A 20,749-nucleotide genomic window follows, 5' to 3' on the forward strand; every position below is an offset into this window, starting at 1 on the left:
TTACCTCTAAAATTCTGTAAAGAGTAGTTGGATTTCAGGCGTAATGGAAATCCAGTCATCACGGTGAATCAAGACACCCTTGGCTTTTTGAGAACGCAACATATCCTCCAAAGCAGATGCTCCAAATTGCACGCGCCCTTTTCCAAGTGATTTTCCACTTTCCTTGTCAAATACTGTCACAATATCACCGTAAGAAAAGGCTCCTTCTGCTTCAACAATACCAGATAAGAGAAGACTCTTGCCATATTGAGAGAGAGCTTCTGCAGCCCCTTTATCAACCCAAATAGAACCCTGACTTTTGGCATAAAAAGCTAGCCATTGTTTCTGGGTACGGAGCCCTTTCTCCTGTGCAACAAAGTAAGAACCATCCTTGGTCTCCTCAGCTGCCTCAATCATGGCATCTGAATTCAAGGATGAGCAGATATAAACAGGAACTCCTGATTCCGTCGCGATAGTTGCAGCTTTGATTTTTGTAAGCATGCCCCCAGTCCCGTTTGAAGAACCGGCTCCACCTGCCATATCAATAATCTCACGATTAATGGTCTCGATTTTCTCCAATCGTTTGGCTTGTGGATCTGAATTAGGATTTCCAGTATAGAGACCGTCCACATCTGTCAAGAGAACCAAAAGGTCTGCTTGGACCATCGCCGCCACCTGGGCACTAAGAGTGTCATTGTCCCCAACCTTAAGCTCATCAATGACGACACTATCATTCTCATTGATGATAGGAATCGCACCACGGCTAAGTAAAACCGACAAAGCCTGATGAGCATTTTTATAACGGCGCTTATCCACAAAGTCGTCCTGAGTCAGCAAGATTTGTGCAGAAACAATTTGGCGCAAGAGAAGATTGGTCGTGTATTCTTCCAACAAAAGCCCCTGCCCTACCGCTGCTGAAGCCTGTTTATCAGCAATCTTAGTCGGACGCTTTTTAAATCCTAAGGCTCCAAAACCTGCAGCAATAGCACCCGACGACACCAAAATCAATTCATGACCAGCCTGGTGCAACATAGCCAACTGCTGGGTAATAGCCTTTACCTTACTACGTGATAAACTTCCATCCTCATTTGTCAGAGAAGAAGTTCCCACCTTAAAGACAATCCGTTTGTATTTCATAGTCTCACTCCGATTCTTCATATTTATCCATTATAACATGAATGACAGGAAATAGAAAAGAGTTGATAGGAAAAAGGTCGAGACAAGCTATCTCAACCTTTTATCACGTCTAATTCTTTCTCAATCTCTCCAAGGTTTCCTTAAAAATATCTGGGATATCTGCTGTAAATTCCAAGGTCTCACCTGTTCTCGGATGAGTAAAACCCAGAGTCTTGGCATGAAGAAATTGCCCATGCCCTTTCAGAGTCTTGCGTGGTCCATAGACTTCATCACCAGCAACTGGATGGCCAATATAAGCCATGTGAACACGGATTTGATGGGTACGCCCTGTCTCCAGCTGCAACTCTACCAAGCTATAATCACCAAAGCGTTCCAAGACGTGGAAACGGGTCACTGCAGGTTTCCCTTTAGCAGTTACAGCCTGTTTCTTACGGTCTTTTTCACTCCGGCCAATCGGCGCTTCAATTACACCACGATCATTGGGCAGATTTCCATGAACAATCGCCCAATATTTGCGGAGAGACTTTTTATCCTTTAGTTCTTGGGCAAGTGCTAGATGCGCCTCATCATTTTTAGCAATCATAAGAAGACCTGACGTATCCTTATCAATACGGTGAACAATTCCCGGACGGAGGACCCCATTGATACCCGACAAGTCCTTAATATGGTACATAAGGGCATTGACCAAGGTTCCGCTAGTATGACCAGCACTTGGATGCACCACCATCCCCTGAGGTTTGTTAACGACAGCCACATCCTCATCTTGGTAGACGATTTCTATCGGAAGATTCTCAGCCACATACTCTAAGACCTCTGGTTCTGGCACATGGTAAGTGACCACATCGCCCTCTTGGACCGTGTACTTAGCTTTCTTGACTTGCCCATTGACCAAGACCTGGCCTGATTTAATTTGTTCATTCGCGAGACTGCGTGATAATTCTGTCAAATCCGACAAAGCCTTATCCAAACGCAGGCCACCAGTTTCAATTTTAATTTCCATTTATTTCCTCTTTTAGCATTGCAATCAATAAAATAATCACTCCAACTGTCAGATAACTATCTGCAACATTGAAAATTGCAAAATTAATAAAGTCAAGGTGGAACATATCCACAACAAATCCTTGACTGATTCTGTCAATAAAGTTTCCAAGACCACCTGCGATGATCAAGGTCAAACCCAGGACCATCCAGAGCGAGTCCTCCATGTGTTTATGTAGATACCAAATGGCACCTACCATAACTACCAATGTAATAATAGCAAATAACCACTGCTGGTCTTGTAACATGGAAAAGGCTGCCCCACGATTTTGCAGGTAGGTCAAGCTAACGAAATTGGGTATCCACGAACGAACCTCACCCAGTGGAATCTGCCAGACGATATAGGATTTGACTAACTGATCCAGCGCAATCAAAAGCAGTACAATGACTGCCACTATTCCTCTTTTTTTCATGATTTCCTCTTCTGATCAAAATATTCTTGCATGACTTCTACGAAAAGAGTTCCAGCCTGACTAAGCTCCACTTCCTCACGTTTAACATAGACCATGCGATTATCTAGGTTATCCTTGAGACGAATAACTGTTATGCCATTAACACTATCACTATCTAAAAATCCAGAACCTGTCGCATAGGCGTCTGTCCGTTCCAAAATACCATTCAAAGTAGCACGGTCTGTCACATTGAACATCTGCGAGCTAGCGCTGGTATCAACAAAGTTCTCTGAATAATAAAGGTACTCATCTTTCTCTTGAGTGAAACGAACCGTTGGTAAATCCGCCAGATCCTCCATGACCAATTCCTCTTTCTGGGCTAAAGGATGCCCCTCACGGAGATAAATGTGGGTATGGAAGGGAATCAATTCAATGACCTCCAGACCTAGCTTTTCAACCCGTTGCATAATCCCCTTTTTATTTTGATTGTTGAGGTAGATAATGCCAATCTCACTATGTCCTTGCGCTACTTCATCTAAGATTTGAACAGTAGTTGATTCAAAAATACGGAAGTTCTTATAATCAGGATAGCGCTCTGAAAAGGCCGTAATGGTTGGTGGCAAGAAGTCATAGTGCTGGCTAGCAATGGAAAATTCATCTTTTTCTTCTTCAGGATTGGCATACTGATTTTGAAAAATATCAAATCCCTTGACCAATTCTTGCGCTTTTTCATAAAATTCCATACCACGACGAGTCAAGAAAGTCCCTGAGCTAGTCCGACGAAAAATCTTAAAACCCAACTCTTTTTCCAAATCACGAACAGAAATGGACAGACTCGGCTGACTAACATACATCTTCTCAGCAGCTTCACGGAAAGTACCACTATTAGCAATGGCAACAACATAGCGTAATTGTTGAATGTTCATCTTCTACCCCCAACTTCTTTATCTTTTCATTATACCATATTTTAGAAGTTTTCCAAAAAGGAAAAAAGTATGGAAATTTTCAAAACTCAATGAAGACTCTAACATCCCAATCCAAGAATTAGAATAATGTCTTTTTTCAGTCCTCATCTGATTTCAAGCAAATAAAAACAGCAAATCCTTTTGATTTACCGTTTATAATATGATGCAAGAAAAGCCTCTAATATTTTCTTTTGCCCTATAAATCAACTAGAAAAAACCTCTTCAATCCTATTAGATATATCTGGATTTACTTCCCAAATACCAGCATAAGGTTGTTCAATATACTGTTTTTCTTTCATAGTATATAGATAGGCTACACTATCATTTTCTTCATTCTGATGAGTGAATTTGATAATGATGTAATCTTTCACATTTGTCGGTTGATCATTTACACTCTTCAAAGTTGTAGATTTTGACTGTTTCTGTATCTCCTTAATCAATTCTGAGATATCATCTTTCTTGTTTATAATTTTAACATCTCCAGAGATACTTTTCTGCAAATAAATTCCTGATATCGTTTCTGGTTCAGGAAGAATAAGTTTTTTGTTACTAACGCAAGCAGATAGAACAAGAAAAGAGATTGAACAGACTATAACTGTGATAATTTTTTTCATACAGGTTCACTTCCTTTCATCCTGCTTACTTCTTCTTTTATATACAATTATAATATCAAATCTTAGCAATTTTTACAATATCTTATTCCCTTATAACATTCATTACTGTAAAAGTTTCACATTTATAATTTTACAACTAAGTTCGCCTCGTACATAGGATTTTAGATATGGGTATCAGCGTGGGTATCAAAATAAAAAAATAGGCTCTCCGAAAACTCGGAAAGCCTTATTTAATGCTATTTCTAGCTTCCTCGCCTTTACATTTCAAGGCTCGGGATAAAAAGGTTCACTGGACCTTTTTATTTAGCGATTGGGTAAACAGAAACTTGTTTTTTATCGCGTCCTTTACGTTCAAAGCGTACTACGCCTTCAACTTTAGCGAACAAAGTATCGTCTCCACCACGTCCAACGTTTACACCTGGGTAGATGTGTGTACCACGTTGACGGTAAAGGATTGATCCACCTGTTACAGTTTGTCCGTCAGCTGCTTTAGCTCCAAGACGTTTCGCTTGTGAATCACGTCCGTTTGATGTAGAACCTCCACCTTTTTTGTGGGCGAAAAGTTGCAAGTTGTTAAGAGTCATTTTTAACATAATGTTTTCCTCCGTGTTAGTTTTCTGTGATAACTCTGGTTTGGACGAACTCAGAAGAGTTCTCCGATAAGTTTGCCATACCTAAGAAAAATGATTCAAAGAATAACTGGGTCATTTCTCTCTGGTGTGAAGGAAGATCTTTTGGAATTTCAACCATCAGATAACCACCTTCATCTTCGTTTAATTCTAGGATTGGTTCATAGCCTGCAAATTTTTCAATGGAATTGATAAAGTTAATGGCAAGCGTAGAAACCGATGCACACACGACATCTAAGCCGTATTCGCCACTCTCGGCGTGTCCAGTAATTTCCGCACTCCTCAGCTCGCCATCTTCGGCTCTCTCAAAGACTGCTTGTATCATGTGTTCTCCTTAAAATTAAGCGTTGATTGCGTTGATGACAACTTTTGTATATGGTTGACGGTGACCTTGTTTACGGTGGCTACCTTTTTTAGGTTTGTACTTGTAAGTAACAACTTTCTTTTGTTTTCCTTGTTTTTCAACAGTTCCAACTACAGTAGCTCCAGCAACAAGTGGAGTTCCGACAACAGTGTTTTCACCACCAACAAGAACAACTTCGTTAAAAGTAACTTCTTGACCAGCTTCAACGTTCAATTTTTCAACGTAAACTGCTTGACCAACTTCAACTTTAACTTGTTTTCCGCCAGTTTTGATAATTGCGTATGTGCTCATTATGCACCTCCTATGATTTTTATGGGTTTCCCCGAATTTTTTGTGAAGACTCGCCTAGCATCGTGGGACGAACCACTTAAACTTGAATAATCAAGCAACGATGTTCGTGCGGTTGCACAGGATCGTGCATAGTCAACTCTTCAAGTATAGCATATCTCCTATTTTCTTACAAGTAATAACACCTAAAATGAAGCTTTTTCTTTTACTTTTTTCTGCCAAGATGCAAAAAGCATGCTGAGGTAAAAAATACTCATCATAATAGGAACACCAAGAATGGTCTTTTCATGATAGAAAATCGTCAAATAGGCTGAAAAGACAACGCCAAGGACAAAACTACTAAGCAGGCTAACAAATATGAAACCTTCACGCAAAAAAGGAGTGTGCTTGGTCCGGAAATAATCTCCAAAAGCCAGCATGGTCCGTTTGATATTTCCTGTCATAAATGCATTGTTATAAGCAATACCCGATACTTCTCCAAAAGCGGTTGTCACCAACCCCATACAAAAGGCCAAGGGCGGTACTAGATAGATATTATCTACAGTCTGCGGCACAAAACCGATAACTATTGATAAGATTGCCAAAGGAATCAGTGACAAAATTGGTTTTTTCACAATTCGCAATTTTTCCTTATAAACTGTTAGTAAAAAGACCCCCATCATAAAAGCTAGCAAGGTCATTACTTTAGCACTCGCATCTGACACATTATGTTGAATAAGTCCCACTGAAAGAAATACGACATTCCCAGTTTGTCCAGCTACAAGAGTATTCCCTCGCACAATAAACGTATAGGCATCTACATATCCTGCACAAAACGTCAAAAAAAGCGCTAGCCTCTTAGACTGACGTGATATTTTTCTTATAGGCAGTAACCTCATTTTTCCTCCCATTTCATTTACTCATCTCATTATTGTACCACTTTCTTTGGAAAAGGCCTAGTAGCTTATTTGAAATTTTTTATCCCCTGTTGGATAGTCCCGTCTATCTATGTTATAATGAAGGAAGGATTTAAAATTGGAAAAGGAGTATTTATGCTAAAATTAGGTGTCATCGGAACAGGTGCTATCAGCCATCATTTCATAGAAGCAGCCCATACCAGTGAAGAATACCAGTTGGTCGCAGTTTATTCTAGAAAACTAGAAACTGCAACAACCTTTGCTTCTCGCTATGAAAATATCCAACTATTCGATCAATTAGAGGACTTCTTTAAGACTTCCTTTGATGTAGTCTATATTGCTAGCCCAAACTCCTTGCATTTTGCTCAGGCAAAAGCTGCATTGTCTGCAGGTAAACATGTCATTCTTGAAAAGCCAGCTGTCACTCAGCCACAAGAATGGCTGGATTTGATTCAAACAGCTGAGAAAAATAATTGTTTTATCTTTGAAGCAGCTCGTAATTATCACGAGAAAGCTTTCACTACTATCAAAAACTTTTTAGCAGACAAGCAAGTGTTGGGAGCAGATTTCAACTATGCCAAGTATTCTTCCAAGATGCCAGATTTGTTAGCTGGTCAGACACCAAATGTCTTTTCAGACCGTTTTGCTGGTGGAGCCCTTATGGACTTGGGGATTTATCCTCTCTATGCTTCCGTTCGTCTTTTTGGAAAAGCTCAGGACGCAACCTACCAGACTCAACAGCTTGACAATAGCATTGACCTAAATGGAGACGGTATCCTCTTCTACCCAGACTTTCAAGTTCATATCAAGGCTGGGAAAAATATCACTTCCAATCTTCCTTGTGAGATTTACACAGCAGATGGAACCTTGACCCTCAACACGATTGAGCATATTTGCTCAGCTATTTTTAGCGACCACCAAGGAAATCAAGTCCATCTTCCTATCCAACAGGCTCCTCATACGATGACTGAGGAAGTCGCTGCATTTGCACAGATGATTCAGCAACCAGACCAGACACTTTACAAGACTTGGCTAGACGATGCAAGCTCTGTTCATGACCTACTATATACCATGCGCCAGACTGCTGGCATTAGATTTGAGGCAGAAAAATGAAAACCAAACTACCAACTGAATGGCAAGAACTGAGCGACCAACTCGGTTTCCAAGAATTTACACCCATTCAAACTCAACTATTTGAGCCTATTCTTTCAGGAGAAAATCTCCTAGGAGTGAGCCCAACAGGAACTGGTAAGACCCTAGCTTACCTCCTCCCAAGTCTTCTCCGACTACAAAAGAAAAAAGCGCAACAACTCTTGATTCTAGCACCAAATACGGAGCTTGCTGGACAGATTTTTGACGTATGTAAAACGTGGGCAGAAGCTATTGGCTTGACAGCCCAGCTCTTCTTATCAGGTTCAAGTCAGAAACGCCAAATTGAACGACTCAAAAAAGGACCAGAAATTCTGATTGGAACCCCTGGCCGTATCTTTGAACTCATTAAACTGAAAAAAATCAAGATGATGAATGTGGAATCCATCATCCTAGATGAATTTGACCAGTTACTAGACGATTCTCAGATTCACTTTGTTGAGAAAATCACTCACTACGCACCACGTGACCACCAACTCGTCTACATGAGTGCGACAACCAAGTTTGACCAAGAAAAGATTGCGCCTAATACACGTACCATTGACCTCTCTGACCAAAAACTGGACAACATCCAGCACTTCTACATGCAGGTAGATCAACGCCACCGAGTTGATATGCTACGAAAATTGGCTCATGTTGAGGATTTCCGCGGACTAGTCTTCTTTAACAGTCTATCAGATCTTGGAAGTGCAGAAGAAAAGTTACAGTATCGTGATATCTCGGCTATTTCCCTCGCTAGCGATGTCAATGTTAAATTTAGAAAAGTCATCTTAGAAAAGTTTAAAGATAAGCAACTAACCCTGCTTCTTGCAACTGACCTTTTGGCTCGTGGGATTGATATTGATAGCCTAGAATGTGTCGTAAACTTTGATGTTCCTAGAGATAGTGAAACCTACACTCACCGTGCTGGCCGTACAGGTCGCATGGGTAAAGAGGGCTATGTTATCACTCTCGTCACTCATCCAGAAGAACTTAAAAAACTCAAGAAGTTCGCAAGAGTACGTGAAATTGTCCTAAAAAATCAAGAACTCTATATCAAATAAGGTTGGCTCTTGCCAACCTTATTTGATATAAATTCCATCGAAACGTTTATTCTAAGGAGTTTATCTCCAAAAAGAGGAACAACTGTTCCTCTTTTTGCTTACTAAAAATTAAAGAATTCTATTGCTTGTTTAAAAAGCAAATCTGTGTACTCTGGATCTTCTTGTGCAATGGTAACCTGCTCTTGAACCATTTCCAAGTCATCAGTTATCATGCCATCCGCTCCTAGCTGAACAGATTTATCAAAGGACTCTGAACTATTGATGGTCCACACGTACAATTTCTGATCCGTATTCCAAAGCTTGTTGACAAAATTTTGGTCCAATGTTGAATACTCCATGGTGTAACCTGTGGCTTTGGTTCTTGGAAAGATACTATTGTAAGGTAAGATGAAATAGACTGGAATTTTTGAATCGTAGGCCAACACCTGGTCAATCACATGATAGTCTAAGGACTGCATTTGATGACCATTCTGCTTAATGATGGCTCCATATTTGTTCATAAAGCGTTTCATCATATCTGGACTATCTTTTCGACTAGTTTTAATTTCAATAAGGAGTTTTTGATGCAATTCATTGGCTTTGTTGAGATAAGCATCAAAACTAGAAACCTTGCTATGATAACCATTTTCTGAAATATCAAGTTTGGTTAATTCATCCAAAGTTAGATCTTGAGGATTGGCATTGACTCCTGTCAAATTCTTAATATTAGCATCATGCATCATGACAAACTGGCCATCTTTTGATTCCTGAACATCCGTCTCAACAAAGTCTGGCCCTAGTTGGGATGTCCTTTCTAGTGATTGGACAGTATTTTGGACACCATTCTTATTAGATACACCTCTGTGAGAAATAACTAAAGGTTTATGTGCTACTGGAGCTTCCAAATAGACATACCCCTCAAGAGCAAAAAAGATAGCAGCACAGCCCATCACTCCCCATCTCATCCAGTGGTCTTTCTTTCTCCTTGGTGTGATTTCTAGTTCTTCCCCTGTCAAAAAGGAAACAAACTTAATAAGGAAATAAGTCAAGGCCATATAGTGGAAATTCTTGATCAAAACAAAATTGATAATTCCAAGTACAAGAGATTCCTTATGGGTCAATCCATCCATCAATACCTGACTTGCTAAGATAGGAATCAAGAGAAGAATGAAAAATAGATACGTTTTGACGATAATCCAAAGCAAGTTCCAAATATAAAACCAGGATTGCCTTTTGGTCTTCTCTATACTGTATCTGACCGCTTCTTTGACTGTTTTCTTCTCAAACAAAAGCTGGGGTAGGGCAAACATCAAACGTATTGAAATGTAAAACAGCAGCAAGGCTAGAACAGTGATTACCAAACCGACTAACCAGTACTTATCTTCCACATAGGCTACTATGAATTCCGGAATCACGATTTTATTGAGGTAATAAATCTTTAAAATCTTTCGAATCAATGGAAAGAGCATCATGACATAAAAGAAAATAAAGGCCATTTTGGAAATCGTCACTTGTCTCATGAATAAGAAACTCTGACGAAAGACCTTGCGACTGTACTCCAGCAGAGTTCTCTTTTCATGATAGAGGAGGTGTCGAGCTCCGATAAAGAGGAGTCCTAGCTGGTAATAGGCAATCAGTAAATTAACAATTACCAGAACAAATAAAGCAAGGCTAACAAAGGGAGAACTCTTTATAATGGCAAAAATATTGTTGTAGGAAAGAAAGAGATAACCTGTCTGTCGGAGTAACAGTCCAGCAATCCAAGAATTAAGTGGTAACCAGACAAACTCAATCATCATGAATATCAAGAAAAAGAGGAAGAGAATTTTATCTAGATTAAAGTAGATTTTCCTAAAACCTAGATTTTTAGGTTTTTCAGGTTTCATAGGCACTCCTAGTCAAATAATTGAGACAAGTCCAAGCCACCAAAAGGATTGGTTGATAGACTACTTTCTGTCTCTAACAATTCTCTAGCTTGATCTGACTCTAAGAAGGACTCGTACACACGCGCCGTCATACGAGCATCCTCCAAGCTATTATGAGACTGACCTTGGAATCCAAGAAACGAGGCAACTGTTTGCAATTTGAGATTGGCAATACCATGTAAATCCGAACTCCGACGTTCAAAAGCTTCATCATACAAATCTACCTTATACTGCTGGCTGTAGTCTAAACCATGCTCTGCTAAAATAGGCAAATCACTTTTAGCAGCGTTGTAGCCCACCATCGGTACAGAACCCACAAACTCTTGGAATTCTTTTATGACTTTCTCCACTGGAGGAGCATCTTTTAAGGTCTCAGCTGTAATCCCAGTCAAACCATTGATAAAACTTTTTAGAGGCACACTCGTATGAACATAGGAATCATAGGCATCGATTTCCTGACCATCTCTAAAACGCACTGCCGATACTTGAATCAAGTGTGTTTGTCCTTCGTGCTGATTAAATTCTAAATCGAAAGCAATGTAATCTTCTAATCGTTCCATTTTCTACCTCTCCTATACTGTTATTTTACTTGAGCAACTATACTATTTAGAAACAAAAGAAGCCATCAGGTTAGCAACTAACCTTAACAGCTCCTTGATTATCCCCCAAATAAACGAGCAAAAAAGCCTTTCTTAGTGGATTGGACTTCTTCTTTTGCTTGGTCCAGCTCTAGCTTAAGATTTTCTTGATCCTTCATGGCTTGAAGGGTCAATTGTTGCTGCTGATCGAGTTGTTTATCTTTCTCAGCAATCTGACGGTCTTTGATACGCATCTGCTCGTCTTTTTCTGATAACTGACGATCCTTGGCTTTTAATTGTTCATAAAGACGAAGAATTTCTGCATTCTTCTCATCCACTAGAATCTCCATCAGTTCACGTTGCTTGACATCTTCACTGACAGGCTCATCTTCAAAAATCGTTTTTTTATAGATTTCTTCTAGCTTAATCAAGCCACTTCTGGTAACGACTGTTACCCCTTTGTCATTTTTATCTGTGTCTTCTTCTGGTAATTCTTTGACACGGTTATTGATTGCTTGGCGAGATAATCCTAAGACCTCTGCAATCTCACTGACGGTCATTTCAATACTCATAATATCCTCTGAAACGTTTTCTAGCTTTTCTTTACTTAAATCTTATCATAAGCTAGATAAACTGTCAAATTTCCGCTTAATCTAAGGCCTTCAAAAAGGCTAGTAAGACTTGGGCAGAGCGACTTCCAGCTTCGATAATAAACTCATCAAAAGAGATGTTTGCTTCATGGTTGGCATTGTCACTCATAGCTCGGATAACTAAGACTGGAAGATTAAGAGCATGCGCTGCCTGAGCAATAGCCGCTCCCTCCATCTCAACTGCTAAAACTTCTGGGAAATGGGACTTAATCGCTTCTATCTTGTCATTTCCTGCAACAAAACTATCTCCTGTAGCAATCAAACCAAGATGCCAGTTTTGGTCCAATTGAGATAGACTCTCTTGAATTTCGGCAACAAAGGCTTTGTCTGATTCGAAATAAAGTGGTTGTTGCGCCATTTGTCCATAAGCATAACCAAAAGCTGTGACATCCACATCATGATAGGCTAATTTGTCAGCAATCACGACATCCCCAACAGCAATCCCTTCTGCTACTGCCCCAGCTGACCCCGTATTGATAAGAGCATCCACTTGGAAATGATCAGCTAAAATCGCCACACTCATAGCAGACATGACCTTACCAATTCCACTTTCTACAAGAACGACTTCATGAGAGGCAATGGTTCCTGTGTGATAGGTATTCCCCAAAACAACTTGCTCTTGGGCATTGTCTAAATGCTGGACCAGATAAGCCAGTTCTTCTGGCATAGCCGCAATAATTCCTATTTTCATTTCAATTCCTTTTCTATTACAAAAGTTTCATTGCTAAGACAAGCAAAATCAAGAGAAAGATGACTGCAAATAAGATTTTATTTAACTTAGAATTGAAGACATTTCTCTTGGTATTTTCAATGCGACGGCTTTTATGAATAGACGGTTCGACCTGAATCTTCAAGGTTTCCTGGCTAAAACCATGTTCCTTAGGATTGGCATAACCAAAACGGGAAGATGAGGTTGGTAAAATCTTGGTCTCCTCATCATCTAGCAAAGGGGGACCTGAAATTTTTTCGCCTCTATTAGCTCTTTCAATCATTTCATCCGTTAATAAAGGTTTACCCATACTGACCTCCTCTATTTTTTGTGCAATTCCCAATACTGAACAGCCATAATTGTCTTGGCATCACAAATATGACCTGATTGGATCAATTCCTTAGCTTCTTCTAGACTCACTTCAAGGACTTCCAAGGTTTCGTCTTCATCCTGGGGACGCGGATTTTCCACCTTTGTCAAATCGCTTGCTAGATATAGTTTTAACTTTTCATTACAAAAGCCAATGGCTGAATAAAAGTCATACAAGAGTTCTAACTTCCCTGTATAGGCTGTTTCTTCCTCTAATTCACGAAGGGCAGCTGCGACAGGGTCTGTATTTTCTCCTACCTCCAATTTCCCAGCTGGAATTTCGTAAGAGACAGCCTCAATAGCTTTGCGGTACTGCTTTACCAAGATGAGTTTTTGCTCATCCGTTACAGCTAAAACACAGACAGCTCCATTGTGGAAAATCAAATCACGTTGGGCAGTTCCCTTGCCTTCTGGTAACTCAACCTGATCTTGGACCAGTTTAAAAATTGGTCCTTGATAGATTTCTTTTCGGCTAAGTGTTTTTTCTTCAAATTCCATGATAGGCTCCTACTGATTATTAGGATGATGAGGGAGGCGAGTTGCATATTCATCTTTGTTGACCTGACGACCACGACCAATTGCAATCGCATCCGCTGGCACGTCTTTGGTAATAGTTGAACCAGCACCAACAAGAGAATTGTCACCAAGTTCTACTGGCGCAATAATGGTTGAATTTGAACCAACAAAGACATTGTTGCCAATTACTGTCTTGTATTTGTTTTTACCATCATAGTTGACTGTAATAGTTCCTGCACCAAAATTAACGTGGCTACCCACTTCACAGTTTCCGATATAAGTCAAATGACCAGCCTTGGTATTCTCACCGATTGAAGAACCTTTAACCTCAACAAAGTTTCCAATATGGACTTGGGCAGCTAGACTTGAACCTGGACGAATGTGGGCATAAGGACCGACTGTCACTCCGTCTGCAACACTACTCTCTTCAATCATAGAGTTAGTAATGACAGCTCCTGCTCCGATAGTGCTATCCACTACATAAGTACCGTTTGTCAAAATAGTCTCAGGACCAATTTTCGTTTGGCCTTTCAAGGTAACATTGGCTTCGATTTGAACTTCCGGAGCAATCTCAACATCAATATCGATATAAGTTGATTCTGGATTAACAAAGCTAACCCCATTGACCATGTGCTGATGATTGATGCGACGACGCATAACCGACTCAGCTGTCGCAAGTGCCACACGGTCATTTACCCCAAGACTCTCATCAAAATCTTTCAAGGTATAAGCACCAACTTTTTCACCAGCTTCACGGAAAATGCCAATGACATCTGTAATATAGTATTCACCTTGAGCGTTATTGGTATTGATATTTTTCAAAGCCTCAAACAAACGCTCGTTGTCAAAGACGTAAGTTCCAGTGTTGATTTCCTTGATTTGTTTTTCAAAATCTGTGGCATCCTTTTGCTCAACAATACGAAGAACCTCAGCATTGTCATTACGAACAATTCGTCCATAGCCAAAAGGATTATCTGTTTCAGCAGTCAAGATAGTGGCCACATTTTTATGATTGATGTGGAAATCAATCAAGTTTTTCAAGCTTTCACCAGTGATTAAAGGAGTATCTCCTGCAATAACCAAGGTGTGACCTGACAAACCTTCCAAGATAGGCTCTGTCATCATAACCGCATGACCAGTTCCTAACTGTTCAGATTGAGTTACAAATTCTGTCTGTCCAGCCAAGACCTGCTCAACCAATTCTGCCTTGTGTCCCACAACTGTTACTGTCTTTTCAGGCTGGATAGCTCCCACACTACGGAAAACGTGTTCCAACATGGAAATACCCGCAACCTTGTGTAAAACTTTTGGCAAATCAGATTTCATGCGAGTCCCTTTACCCGCTGCTAAAATAATGGCATAATTTGACATAATCTTCTCTTTTCTCTAGAAATTCCCTTTTATTATACCATATTTCAAATCATTCCGCGCTCTTGAATGAAAAAATGCTCTAAAGTCCTTTCTTAACCCATTTTTTGAGTATTTTTTTTGATTTTTTTTCATTTTTAAGGTAAAATTATAAGATATGAGAAAGAAAATTAATCCGCTTATTTTATTTGTTTTTTTTGGGATTTTGATTTTCATTTTAATCCTAAATCGCCCTCGTTTTGAGAATCATCCTGTAAAAACAAAGTCAAATATCGCGCAAGTAGAAACACAAGCACTACATAATATAGATAAACCAGTAATTGATGTTTCTGGTTGGCAACGGCCTGAAGAAATTAATTACGATACTCTTTCCCAAAACATTTCTGGAGCCATCGTTCGTGTTCATAGTGGTGCTCAAACGTCCAAAGAGAACGATGCTTCCTTTGTTAATGGGGTAGATAAAGCTTTTAAAAACCATATTACCGAGTTTCAAAAACGAAATGTCCCAGTAGGTGTCTACGCTTATGTGGCAGGTAAAAGTATCCAAGAAATGGAAAAAGCTGCTGAAAGTTTTTATAACTCCGCATCTCCATACAACCCTAGCTACTATTGGCTAGATGTGGAAGAAAAAACCATGTCCAATATGAACGAAGGTGTTGAAGCCTTTCGTGCAAAACTAGAATCACTAGGTGCTAAAAATATCGGAATCTACGTAGGAGTATACTTCATGGAAGAACACAGTATTGATACTGATAAGTTTACGTCTGTGTGGATTCCTTCCTATGGTTCTGACTCAGGATTTTACGAGGCAACTCCTAAGACTGATATAGATTATGACATTCACCAGTACACTTCTAAAGGAAAAATTGCTGGCTTTGACCACGATTTGGATATCAACGTCATCTCTTCTTTAAAAAATAAAGAAGAAACCTTTAGAAAACTCTTTTTAAAACCTTAAAAGCATTTGTTTCTCATTTGCTTTTTCTTTTTGTTTTAGATTGTGATACAATATAGTAAGGATTTTTTGAAATAGAAATAGTTGGAGGAAAAATATGCTCTCATGGTTAGCACGCGTTATTAAAGGGATTGTCATTGCTCTGGGATTTATCTTACCAGGAATTTCCGGAGGGGTTCTAGCAGCAATCTTAGGAATTTATGAACGAATGATTGGTTTTCTGGCTCATCCCTTTAAAGACTTTAAAGAAAATGTTTTGTACTTTATTCCAGTTGCCATTGGTATGCTTCTGGGAATCGGCTTATTTTCCTACCCGATTGAATACCTGCTTGAAAATTATCAGGTCTTTGTCTTATGGAGCTTTGCAGGAGCTATCATTGGTACAGTTCCTAGCCTCCTCAAAGAATCAACTCGAGAATCTGATCGAGACAAGATTGATTTAGTCTGGTTCTGGATAACCTTTATCATTTCTGGATTAGGACTCTATGCCTTAAATTTTGTCGTTGGAACCTTGAGCGCCAGCTTTCTTAATTTCGTCCTAGCTGGTACACTGCTGGCTCTTGGCGTATTAGTTCCTGGCCTCAGTCCATCAAACCTACTTTTGATTTTGGGGCTCTATGCTCCTATGTTGACTGGTTTTAAAACCTTTGACCTCTTGGGAACCTTCTTCCCGATTGGAATCGGTGCAGGTGCAACTCTCATCGTTTTTTCAAAAATGATGGATTATGCCTTAAACAACTACCACTCACGCGTCTATCATTTCATCATCGGTATCGTCCTTTCAAGTACCCTTTTGATCTTGATTCCAAATGCAGGAAATGCTGAAAGTATCCAGTACACCGGTATTTCTCTTGTTGGGTATGTCATCATCGCCTTCTTCTTTGCACTGGGAATCTGGCTTGGTATTTGGATGAGCCAATTGGAGGATAAGTATAAATAATGGCAAAAAAAGTTAAAGTCAAAAAAACATTGGTGGAACAAATCCTGTCCAAAGCAGGTATCCCACATCAGGGGATTCAAATCAATGCCCTGGAAGGAGAGCTTCCTCAAGGTTATGAACGAAATCAGATTTTCAAAACCTTGGCTCTTTTGGGAGATAAAACAGGACCAATTATCGGAATTGTCCCTATCACTCAACATTTGTCTGAAAAGAAACTAGCCAAAATTTCTGGCAATAAAAAAGTGAGCATGATTCCACAAAAGGACTTGGAAAAAACAACAGGTTATATTCATGGAGCCAATAATCCTGTCGGTATTCGTCAGAAACATAATTATCCCATTTTTATCGATAAGATTGCCCTAGACTTGGAACAAATGATTGCCTCTGCTGGCGAGGTCGGTCACAGCATTATCGTCGCTCCACAAGACTTGGCTAACTTTGTAAAAGCTGACTTTGCAGATATCTTGGAGGACAGCCAATAATGAAACTCTACTTTGTCCGCCATGGTCGTACCCTCTGGAACCAAGAAGGTCGCTTTCAAGGTGCCAGTGGAGATTCTCCCCTTCTTCCTGAATCCATTGAAACCCTAAAACAACTAGGTCAATATCTTAAGGATATTCCTTTTGATCAGATTTATTCAAGTGATTTACCTCGAGCGTTCAAATCTGCTGAGATTATTCAAAGTCAACTGCAGACTCCCTGTCCTTTAGAAAGCGTTCCTAACCTCCGTGAATGGCAGCTGGGAAAGTTGGAAGGTTTGAAAATTGCAACCTTGGAAGCTATTTACCCGCAACAAATCAAAGCTTTCCGTACGAATCTTGCCAAGTTTAACACTCAAATGTTCGGAGCTGAATCCCTCTATAGCACAACCCAACGGACCATCCAATTTATCAAATCACTCAAAGATAGTCCGGCTGAGCGTATTCTAATTGTCGGGCACGGCGCCAATCTTACTGCCAGTCTTCGTACTCTTCTAGGTTACAAAGAGCCTCTTCTTCGTAAAGATGGCGGTCTAGCAAATACCAGCCTGACCATCCTTGAAACCCATGATTTTGAAACATTCACTCTTGATACGTGGAATGATACCTCCTATCAATAACAGAACTTGATTTTAGCGTCAAGTTCTTTTTAGTTTTTAAAGATTATCCGTGAATTTCTTGGTTATTTATGATAAAATGGGAGTATCGCAAAAAATGACTCATCGTATTCAATTTTGAGTAAAACTAGGAGGATCCCATGTCTACAGAACATATGGAAGAACTAAATGACCAGCAGATCGTTCGCCGTGAAAAAATGGCTGCGCTCCGTGAACAAGGAATCGATCCCTTCGGAAAACGTTTTGAACGTACTGCAAATTCACAAGAATTAAAAGATAAATATGCCGACCTCGATAAAGAACAATTACATGATAAAAACGAAACAGCTACTATCGCAGGACGCTTGGTAACCAAACGTGGTAAAGGTAAAGTAGGATTTGCCCACCTTCAAGACCGCGAAGGGCAGATTCAAATCTACGTACGTAAAGATGCTGTCGGTGAAGAAAACTACGAAATCTTCAAAAAAGCAGACCTTGGTGACTTCCTTGGTGTCGAAGGTGAAGTGATGCGTACAGATATGGGAGAACTCTCTATCAAAGCTACTCACATCACTCACTTGTCTAAAGCACTTCGCCCACTTCCTGAGAAATTCCACGGTTTGACAGATGTTGAAACAATTTACCGTAAACGTTACCTAGACTTAATTTCTAATCGCGAAAGTTTTGAGCGTTTTGTCACTCGTTCAAAGATCATCTCTGAAATCCGTCGTTACCTTGACCAAAAAGGCTTCCTTGAAGTGGAAACACCTGTTCTTCATAATGAAGCCGGTGGTGCTTCTGCCCGTCCATTTATCACCCACCATAATGCCCAAAATATTGACATGGTGCTTCGTATCGCGACTGAGCTTCACTTGAAACGCCTTATCGTTGGTGGTATGGAACGTGTCTATGAAATTGGCCGTATCTTCCGTAACGAAGGAATGGATGCTACTCATAACCCGGAGTTTACTTCCATCGAAGTTTACCAAGCTTATGCAGACTTCCAAGACATCATGGACTTGACTGAAGGTATTATCCAACACGCTGCTAAATCAGTCAAAGGCGATGGCCCAGTTAACTATCAAGGTACTGAAATCAAGATTAACGAACCATTTAAACGTGTTCACATGGTGGATGCCATCAAAGAAATTACTGGTGTAGATTTCTGGCAAGACATGACTTTGGAAGAGGCTAAAGCTATCGCTGCTGAAAAGAAAGTTCCAGTTGAGAAACACTACACTGAAGTTGGTCACATTATCAATGCCTTCTTTGAAGAGTTTGTTGAAGAAACCTTGATCCAACCAACCTTTGTATATGGACATCCAGTAGCTGTATCTCCACTGGCTAAAAAGAACCCTGAAGACGAACGCTTTACTGACCGTTTTGAACTCTTCATCATGACTAAGGAGTACGGTAATGCCTTTACTGAGTTGAACGATCCAATCGACCAACTTAGCCGTTTTGAAGCCCAAGCTAAAGCTAAAGAACTTGGTGACGATGAGGCAACAGGTATCGACTACGATTACATTGAAGCTCTTGAATATGGTATGCCACCAACAGGTGGTTTGGGAATCGGTATCGACCGTCTCTGCATGCTCCTCACTGATACAACCACTATCCGTGATGTATTGCTCTTCCCAACAATGAAATAAACTCTTATCCTCTGGTACTTGCCAGAGGATTTTTTGATGCAAAAAGAGACTGAGGAAAACTCAATCTCTACTTTTCACCTCTTTGGTTGCTACTTCTTCTCCAAACCATTTCTGGCTAATCTCTTGGAACTTTCCTTCTTGGTATAGTGCAATAAATGCTTGGTTTAAAGCTTGTAGTAATCTCTTGTCTGCTGGTCTAACTCCGACAGCAAAGGATTCACTTTCAAATCCTGTTGAAAAGACATTGTAGTCACTTAATATACCTTCAGACTGGAGATAATAATTAGCATAAACCCGGTCAATCAACAAGGCATCAATCCGGTCATTTTTCAAATCAATCAAGGCTTCATTGAAACTCTGGTACTGATTGGCCTTCTGGTCTTTTACACGATTTTTCAGTAAATCTGGCTGGGCTTCAAAATCCAAATAACCAGAGGAACCGGCTTGGGCTCCCAAGGTCTTATCCTTCATATCCTCTACCGAATGAATCTGCTGGCTTTTCTTCGCAACTAAAACTTGCTGATTTTCCATATATGGCATGCTAAAGGCAACCTTCTCTCGGCGTTCATCAGTGGCAGAATAGCCATTCCAGATGGCGTCTATGGTTCCATTTTGCAGTTCCGTCTCCTTCATATCCCAGTCGATTGGCTGGAATTGCACTTTGAAGCCTAATTTTTCTGAGACAGCTTGTGCTAAGTCGATATCAAAGCCTGTATATTGACCATTCTTTTCTTCAAATCCCATGGGTACAAAGGTATTATCAAAACCAATAGTAATGGTCCCCTGCTCTTGATACTTATCCCAGTTATCCTGCTTTGGATCACTAGCCTTCTGAGTACAAGCCGTTAAAAAGAGAGTCAGGAGAGAAACCAATACTAAAGCAATTTTCTTATTAGTCATTGGCACCTCCTACTTGGGTTCAACCTTGAGAATCTGATCTGCGATATTTTCCGCAAACTGCAAATCATGGGTAACCACAATCTGCGTCATGCCAAGTTCCCTATTTTGCAAGATTAGTTTTTCCACTTCCAAGCGTAATTCAGGATCTAGGGCAGAAGTTGGTTCATCGTAACCTATGATTTCCGGGTCAATCATCATAGCACGAGCCAAGGCAACCCGCTGCTTTTGCCCACCTGATAGTGAAAATGGATAAGCATCTGCATGTCCTGCTAGCCCTAACTGTTCCAAGAGTCCACGCGCCTTCTTCTCTGCCTCTTCCTGCTTCATTCCCATTGTTTTCACAGGTGATAAAGTCAAATTATCTAAAACTGATAAATGAGGGAAAAGTTGAAAATCTTGGAATACAAATCCCAGTAGATTGCGCTTCTCCAGTTCATCCAGTTCTAAAGGTTCTTCATTATAAAAGATTTGCCCTGAATCAATGGTTTCCAGACCCGCAAGCATGCGTAAGAGAGTCGTCTTACCTCCACCAGAAGGTCCAACGATAGCCAGGATTTGCTTTTCAGGAATTTTTAGACTGAAATTGGACAAAATTTGCTTTTCACCAAATCCTTTATTAATATTTCGTAATTCTAACAT

At 40.1% G+C, this 20,749-nt stretch carries 25 protein-coding genes, 1 pseudogene and 1 other annotated feature; of the genes and pseudogenes, 8 read left to right on the forward strand and 18 right to left on the reverse strand.

The features are described 5' to 3' along the window. Positions 1-6 precede the first annotated feature (6 nt). From proB to N8M66_RS01240, 4 genes are all read right to left on the reverse strand, one after another. The gene (gene proB, locus N8M66_RS01225) at positions 7-1,116 is read right to left on the reverse strand and encodes a glutamate 5-kinase (RefSeq protein WP_261045120.1); all 1,110 of its coding nucleotides are present in this window, start codon (positions 1,114-1,116) and stop codon (positions 7-9) included. Positions 1,117-1,225: 109 nt separating this feature from the next. Then, positions 1,226-2,116, reverse strand: a complete 891-nt coding sequence (locus N8M66_RS01230) for an RluA family pseudouridine synthase (RefSeq protein WP_261045122.1) — start codon at positions 2,114-2,116, stop codon at positions 1,226-1,228. After that, entirely contained in the window at positions 2,106-2,567 is a 462-nt protein-coding gene (lspA, locus tag N8M66_RS01235; RefSeq protein ID WP_261045123.1) for a signal peptidase II, read from the reverse strand. The genes N8M66_RS01230 and lspA overlap by 11 nt, the downstream gene beginning before the upstream one ends. Further along, on the reverse strand, positions 2,564-3,472 hold the full coding sequence (locus N8M66_RS01240) for a LysR family transcriptional regulator (protein WP_001025693.1): 909 nt from the start codon (positions 3,470-3,472) through the stop codon (positions 2,564-2,566). Before N8M66_RS01240 ends, lspA begins: the two co-directional genes overlap by 4 nt. Between N8M66_RS01240 and N8M66_RS01245 the strand changes: the two are divergent. Continuing rightward, positions 3,465-3,539: pseudogene (locus tag N8M66_RS01245) on the forward strand (AraC family transcriptional regulator); the annotation flags it as partial. The gene N8M66_RS01240 and the pseudogene N8M66_RS01245 overlap by 8 nt on opposite strands. Positions 3,540-3,714: 175 nt before the next feature. Here the strand turns inward: N8M66_RS01245 and N8M66_RS01250 are convergent. The 5 genes from N8M66_RS01250 to N8M66_RS01270 form a co-directional block, all read right to left on the reverse strand. Then, positions 3,715-4,125 (reverse strand): DUF5301 domain-containing protein, encoded by a 411-nt coding sequence (locus N8M66_RS01250; RefSeq protein ID WP_261045124.1) that lies wholly within the window; start codon positions 4,123-4,125, stop codon positions 3,715-3,717. A 299-nt stretch (positions 4,126-4,424) separates the two neighbouring features. After that, entirely contained in the window at positions 4,425-4,718 is a 294-nt protein-coding gene (gene rpmA / locus N8M66_RS01255; RefSeq protein ID WP_000916509.1) for a 50S ribosomal protein L27, read from the reverse strand. A 16-nt stretch (positions 4,719-4,734) separates the two neighbouring features. Beyond that, positions 4,735-5,079, reverse strand: coding sequence for a ribosomal-processing cysteine protease Prp (locus N8M66_RS01260; RefSeq protein ID WP_000613699.1), 345 nt, complete (start codon positions 5,077-5,079; stop codon positions 4,735-4,737). Between the two features lie 15 nt (positions 5,080-5,094). Continuing rightward, entirely contained in the window at positions 5,095-5,409 is a 315-nt protein-coding gene (gene rplU, locus N8M66_RS01265; RefSeq protein ID WP_000109141.1) for a 50S ribosomal protein L21, read from the reverse strand. A gap of 36 nt (positions 5,410-5,445) precedes the next feature. After that, positions 5,446-5,533: a sequence feature (ribosomal protein L21 leader region), on the reverse strand. Between the two features lie 58 nt (positions 5,534-5,591). Next, complete coding sequence (locus N8M66_RS01270; protein ID WP_261045471.1) at positions 5,592-6,284, reverse strand: YoaK family protein; 693 nt, start codon at positions 6,282-6,284, stop codon at positions 5,592-5,594. 153 nt (positions 6,285-6,437) lie between these two features. On the opposite strand from N8M66_RS01270, the gene N8M66_RS01275 reads away from it, so the two are divergent. Continuing rightward, positions 6,438-7,415 (forward strand): Gfo/Idh/MocA family protein, encoded by a 978-nt coding sequence (locus tag N8M66_RS01275; RefSeq protein WP_261045126.1) that lies wholly within the window; start codon positions 6,438-6,440, stop codon positions 7,413-7,415. Next, positions 7,412-8,494, forward strand: coding sequence for a DEAD/DEAH box helicase (locus N8M66_RS01280; RefSeq protein WP_261045127.1), 1,083 nt, complete (start codon positions 7,412-7,414; stop codon positions 8,492-8,494). Before N8M66_RS01275 ends, N8M66_RS01280 begins: the two co-directional genes overlap by 4 nt. A 101-nt stretch (positions 8,495-8,595) precedes the next feature. Here N8M66_RS01280 and N8M66_RS01285 read toward each other — a convergent pair whose 3' ends face one another. From N8M66_RS01285 to glmU, 7 genes are all read right to left on the reverse strand, one after another. Beyond that, complete coding sequence (locus N8M66_RS01285) at positions 8,596-10,359, reverse strand: glycerophosphodiester phosphodiesterase (protein ID WP_261045130.1); 1,764 nt, start codon at positions 10,357-10,359, stop codon at positions 8,596-8,598. An 8-nt stretch (positions 10,360-10,367) separates the two neighbouring features. After that, positions 10,368-10,958: a 3'-5' exonuclease gene (locus N8M66_RS01290; RefSeq protein WP_261045132.1), complete on the reverse strand. Its 591-nt coding sequence runs from the start codon at positions 10,956-10,958 to the stop codon at positions 10,368-10,370. Positions 10,959-11,056: 98 nt separating this feature from the next. After that, positions 11,057-11,548 (reverse strand): chromosome segregation protein RocS, encoded by a 492-nt coding sequence (gene rocS / locus N8M66_RS01295; RefSeq protein WP_000021242.1) that lies wholly within the window; start codon positions 11,546-11,548, stop codon positions 11,057-11,059. Positions 11,549-11,624: 76 nt separating this feature from the next. After that, entirely contained in the window at positions 11,625-12,317 is a 693-nt protein-coding gene (locus N8M66_RS01300; protein ID WP_261045133.1) for a 5'-methylthioadenosine/adenosylhomocysteine nucleosidase, read from the reverse strand. Between the two features lie 16 nt (positions 12,318-12,333). Then, on the reverse strand, positions 12,334-12,645 hold the full coding sequence (gene macP, locus N8M66_RS01305; protein ID WP_000517862.1) for a cell wall synthase accessory phosphoprotein MacP: 312 nt from the start codon (positions 12,643-12,645) through the stop codon (positions 12,334-12,336). Between the two features lie 11 nt (positions 12,646-12,656). After that, positions 12,657-13,202: an NUDIX hydrolase gene (locus tag N8M66_RS01310; RefSeq protein WP_000393816.1), complete on the reverse strand. Its 546-nt coding sequence runs from the start codon at positions 13,200-13,202 to the stop codon at positions 12,657-12,659. Positions 13,203-13,211: 9 nt separating this feature from the next. Next, positions 13,212-14,591 (reverse strand): bifunctional UDP-N-acetylglucosamine diphosphorylase/glucosamine-1-phosphate N-acetyltransferase GlmU, encoded by a 1,380-nt coding sequence (glmU, locus tag N8M66_RS01315; protein WP_261045135.1) that lies wholly within the window; start codon positions 14,589-14,591, stop codon positions 13,212-13,214. A 154-nt stretch (positions 14,592-14,745) separates the two neighbouring features. On the opposite strand from glmU, the gene N8M66_RS01320 reads away from it, so the two are divergent. From N8M66_RS01320 to lysS, 5 genes are all read left to right on the forward strand, one after another. Further along, positions 14,746-15,546 (forward strand): glycoside hydrolase family 25 protein, encoded by an 801-nt coding sequence (locus N8M66_RS01320; RefSeq protein ID WP_261045136.1) that lies wholly within the window; start codon positions 14,746-14,748, stop codon positions 15,544-15,546. Positions 15,547-15,640: 94 nt separating this feature from the next. After that, positions 15,641-16,483 carry a DUF368 domain-containing protein gene (locus N8M66_RS01325; RefSeq protein ID WP_261045138.1) on the forward strand — a complete coding sequence of 281 codons (843 nt, stop codon included), beginning with the start codon at positions 15,641-15,643 and terminating at the stop codon, positions 16,481-16,483. After that, positions 16,483-16,965, forward strand: a complete 483-nt coding sequence (locus N8M66_RS01330) for an aminoacyl-tRNA deacylase (RefSeq protein WP_261045140.1) — start codon at positions 16,483-16,485, stop codon at positions 16,963-16,965. The genes N8M66_RS01325 and N8M66_RS01330 overlap by 1 nt, the downstream gene beginning before the upstream one ends. After that, positions 16,965-17,582, forward strand: coding sequence for a histidine phosphatase family protein (locus tag N8M66_RS01335; protein ID WP_261045141.1), 618 nt, complete (start codon positions 16,965-16,967; stop codon positions 17,580-17,582). Before N8M66_RS01330 ends, N8M66_RS01335 begins: the two co-directional genes overlap by 1 nt. A gap of 137 nt (positions 17,583-17,719) precedes the next feature. Beyond that, the gene (gene lysS / locus N8M66_RS01340) at positions 17,720-19,210 is read left to right on the forward strand and encodes a lysine--tRNA ligase (RefSeq protein WP_094753782.1); all 1,491 of its coding nucleotides are present in this window, start codon (positions 17,720-17,722) and stop codon (positions 19,208-19,210) included. Positions 19,211-19,270: 60 nt separating this feature from the next. Here the strand turns inward: lysS and N8M66_RS01345 are convergent, their stop codons facing one another. Together N8M66_RS01345 and N8M66_RS01350 are read right to left on the reverse strand one after the other, a co-directional pair. Then, positions 19,271-20,110 (reverse strand): amino acid ABC transporter substrate-binding protein, encoded by an 840-nt coding sequence (locus tag N8M66_RS01345; RefSeq protein WP_261045143.1) that lies wholly within the window; start codon positions 20,108-20,110, stop codon positions 19,271-19,273. A gap of 9 nt (positions 20,111-20,119) precedes the next feature. Further along, complete coding sequence (locus N8M66_RS01350) at positions 20,120-20,749, reverse strand: amino acid ABC transporter ATP-binding protein (RefSeq protein ID WP_261045144.1); 630 nt, start codon at positions 20,747-20,749, stop codon at positions 20,120-20,122.

It is taken from the genome of Streptococcus mitis (assembly GCF_946188585.1).
GTDB classification, from domain to species: Bacteria; Bacillota; Bacilli; order Lactobacillales; family Streptococcaceae; genus Streptococcus; species Streptococcus mitis_DG.

Bases quoted from the DNA above. Each gene is read 5' to 3' on its own strand.
- proB (WP_261045120.1), bottom strand. From the start codon at position 1,116: ATGAAATACAAACGGATTGTCTTTAAGGTGGGAACTTCTTCTCTGACA.
- N8M66_RS01230 (WP_261045122.1), bottom strand. From the start codon at position 2,116: ATGGAAATTAAAATTGAAACTGGTGGCCTGCGTTTGGATAAGGCTTTG.
- lspA (WP_261045123.1), bottom strand. From the start codon at position 2,567: ATGAAAAAAAGAGGAATAGTGGCAGTCATTGTACTGCTTTTGATTGCG.
- N8M66_RS01240 (WP_001025693.1), bottom strand. From the start codon at position 3,472: ATGAACATTCAACAATTACGCTATGTTGTTGCCATTGCTAATAGTGGT.
- N8M66_RS01250 (WP_261045124.1), bottom strand. From the start codon at position 4,125: ATGAAAAAAATTATCACAGTTATAGTCTGTTCAATCTCTTTTCTTGTT.
- rpmA (WP_000916509.1), bottom strand. From the start codon at position 4,718: ATGTTAAAAATGACTCTTAACAACTTGCAACTTTTCGCCCACAAAAAA.
- N8M66_RS01260 (WP_000613699.1), bottom strand. From the start codon at position 5,079: ATGATACAAGCAGTCTTTGAGAGAGCCGAAGATGGCGAGCTGAGGAGT.
- rplU (WP_000109141.1), bottom strand. From the start codon at position 5,409: ATGAGCACATACGCAATTATCAAAACTGGCGGAAAACAAGTTAAAGTT.
- N8M66_RS01270 (WP_261045471.1), bottom strand. From the start codon at position 6,284: ATGAGGTTACTGCCTATAAGAAAAATATCACGTCAGTCTAAGAGGCTA.
- N8M66_RS01275 (WP_261045126.1), top strand. From the start codon at position 6,438: ATGCTAAAATTAGGTGTCATCGGAACAGGTGCTATCAGCCATCATTTC.
- N8M66_RS01280 (WP_261045127.1), top strand. From the start codon at position 7,412: ATGAAAACCAAACTACCAACTGAATGGCAAGAACTGAGCGACCAACTC.
- N8M66_RS01285 (WP_261045130.1), bottom strand. From the start codon at position 10,359: ATGAAACCTGAAAAACCTAAAAATCTAGGTTTTAGGAAAATCTACTTT.
- N8M66_RS01290 (WP_261045132.1), bottom strand. From the start codon at position 10,958: ATGGAACGATTAGAAGATTACATTGCTTTCGATTTAGAATTTAATCAG.
- rocS (WP_000021242.1), bottom strand. From the start codon at position 11,548: ATGAGTATTGAAATGACCGTCAGTGAGATTGCAGAGGTCTTAGGATTA.
- N8M66_RS01300 (WP_261045133.1), bottom strand. From the start codon at position 12,317: ATGAAAATAGGAATTATTGCGGCTATGCCAGAAGAACTGGCTTATCTG.
- macP (WP_000517862.1), bottom strand. From the start codon at position 12,645: ATGGGTAAACCTTTATTAACGGATGAAATGATTGAAAGAGCTAATAGA.
- N8M66_RS01310 (WP_000393816.1), bottom strand. From the start codon at position 13,202: ATGGAATTTGAAGAAAAAACACTTAGCCGAAAAGAAATCTATCAAGGA.
- glmU (WP_261045135.1), bottom strand. From the start codon at position 14,591: ATGTCAAATTATGCCATTATTTTAGCAGCGGGTAAAGGGACTCGCATG.
- N8M66_RS01320 (WP_261045136.1), top strand. From the start codon at position 14,746: ATGAGAAAGAAAATTAATCCGCTTATTTTATTTGTTTTTTTTGGGATT.
- N8M66_RS01325 (WP_261045138.1), top strand. From the start codon at position 15,641: ATGCTCTCATGGTTAGCACGCGTTATTAAAGGGATTGTCATTGCTCTG.
- N8M66_RS01330 (WP_261045140.1), top strand. From the start codon at position 16,483: ATGGCAAAAAAAGTTAAAGTCAAAAAAACATTGGTGGAACAAATCCTG.
- N8M66_RS01335 (WP_261045141.1), top strand. From the start codon at position 16,965: ATGAAACTCTACTTTGTCCGCCATGGTCGTACCCTCTGGAACCAAGAA.
- lysS (WP_094753782.1), top strand. From the start codon at position 17,720: ATGTCTACAGAACATATGGAAGAACTAAATGACCAGCAGATCGTTCGC.
- N8M66_RS01345 (WP_261045143.1), bottom strand. From the start codon at position 20,110: ATGACTAATAAGAAAATTGCTTTAGTATTGGTTTCTCTCCTGACTCTC.
- N8M66_RS01350 (WP_261045144.1), bottom strand. From the start codon at position 20,749: ATGTTAGAATTACGAAATATTAATAAAGGATTTGGTGAAAAGCAAATT.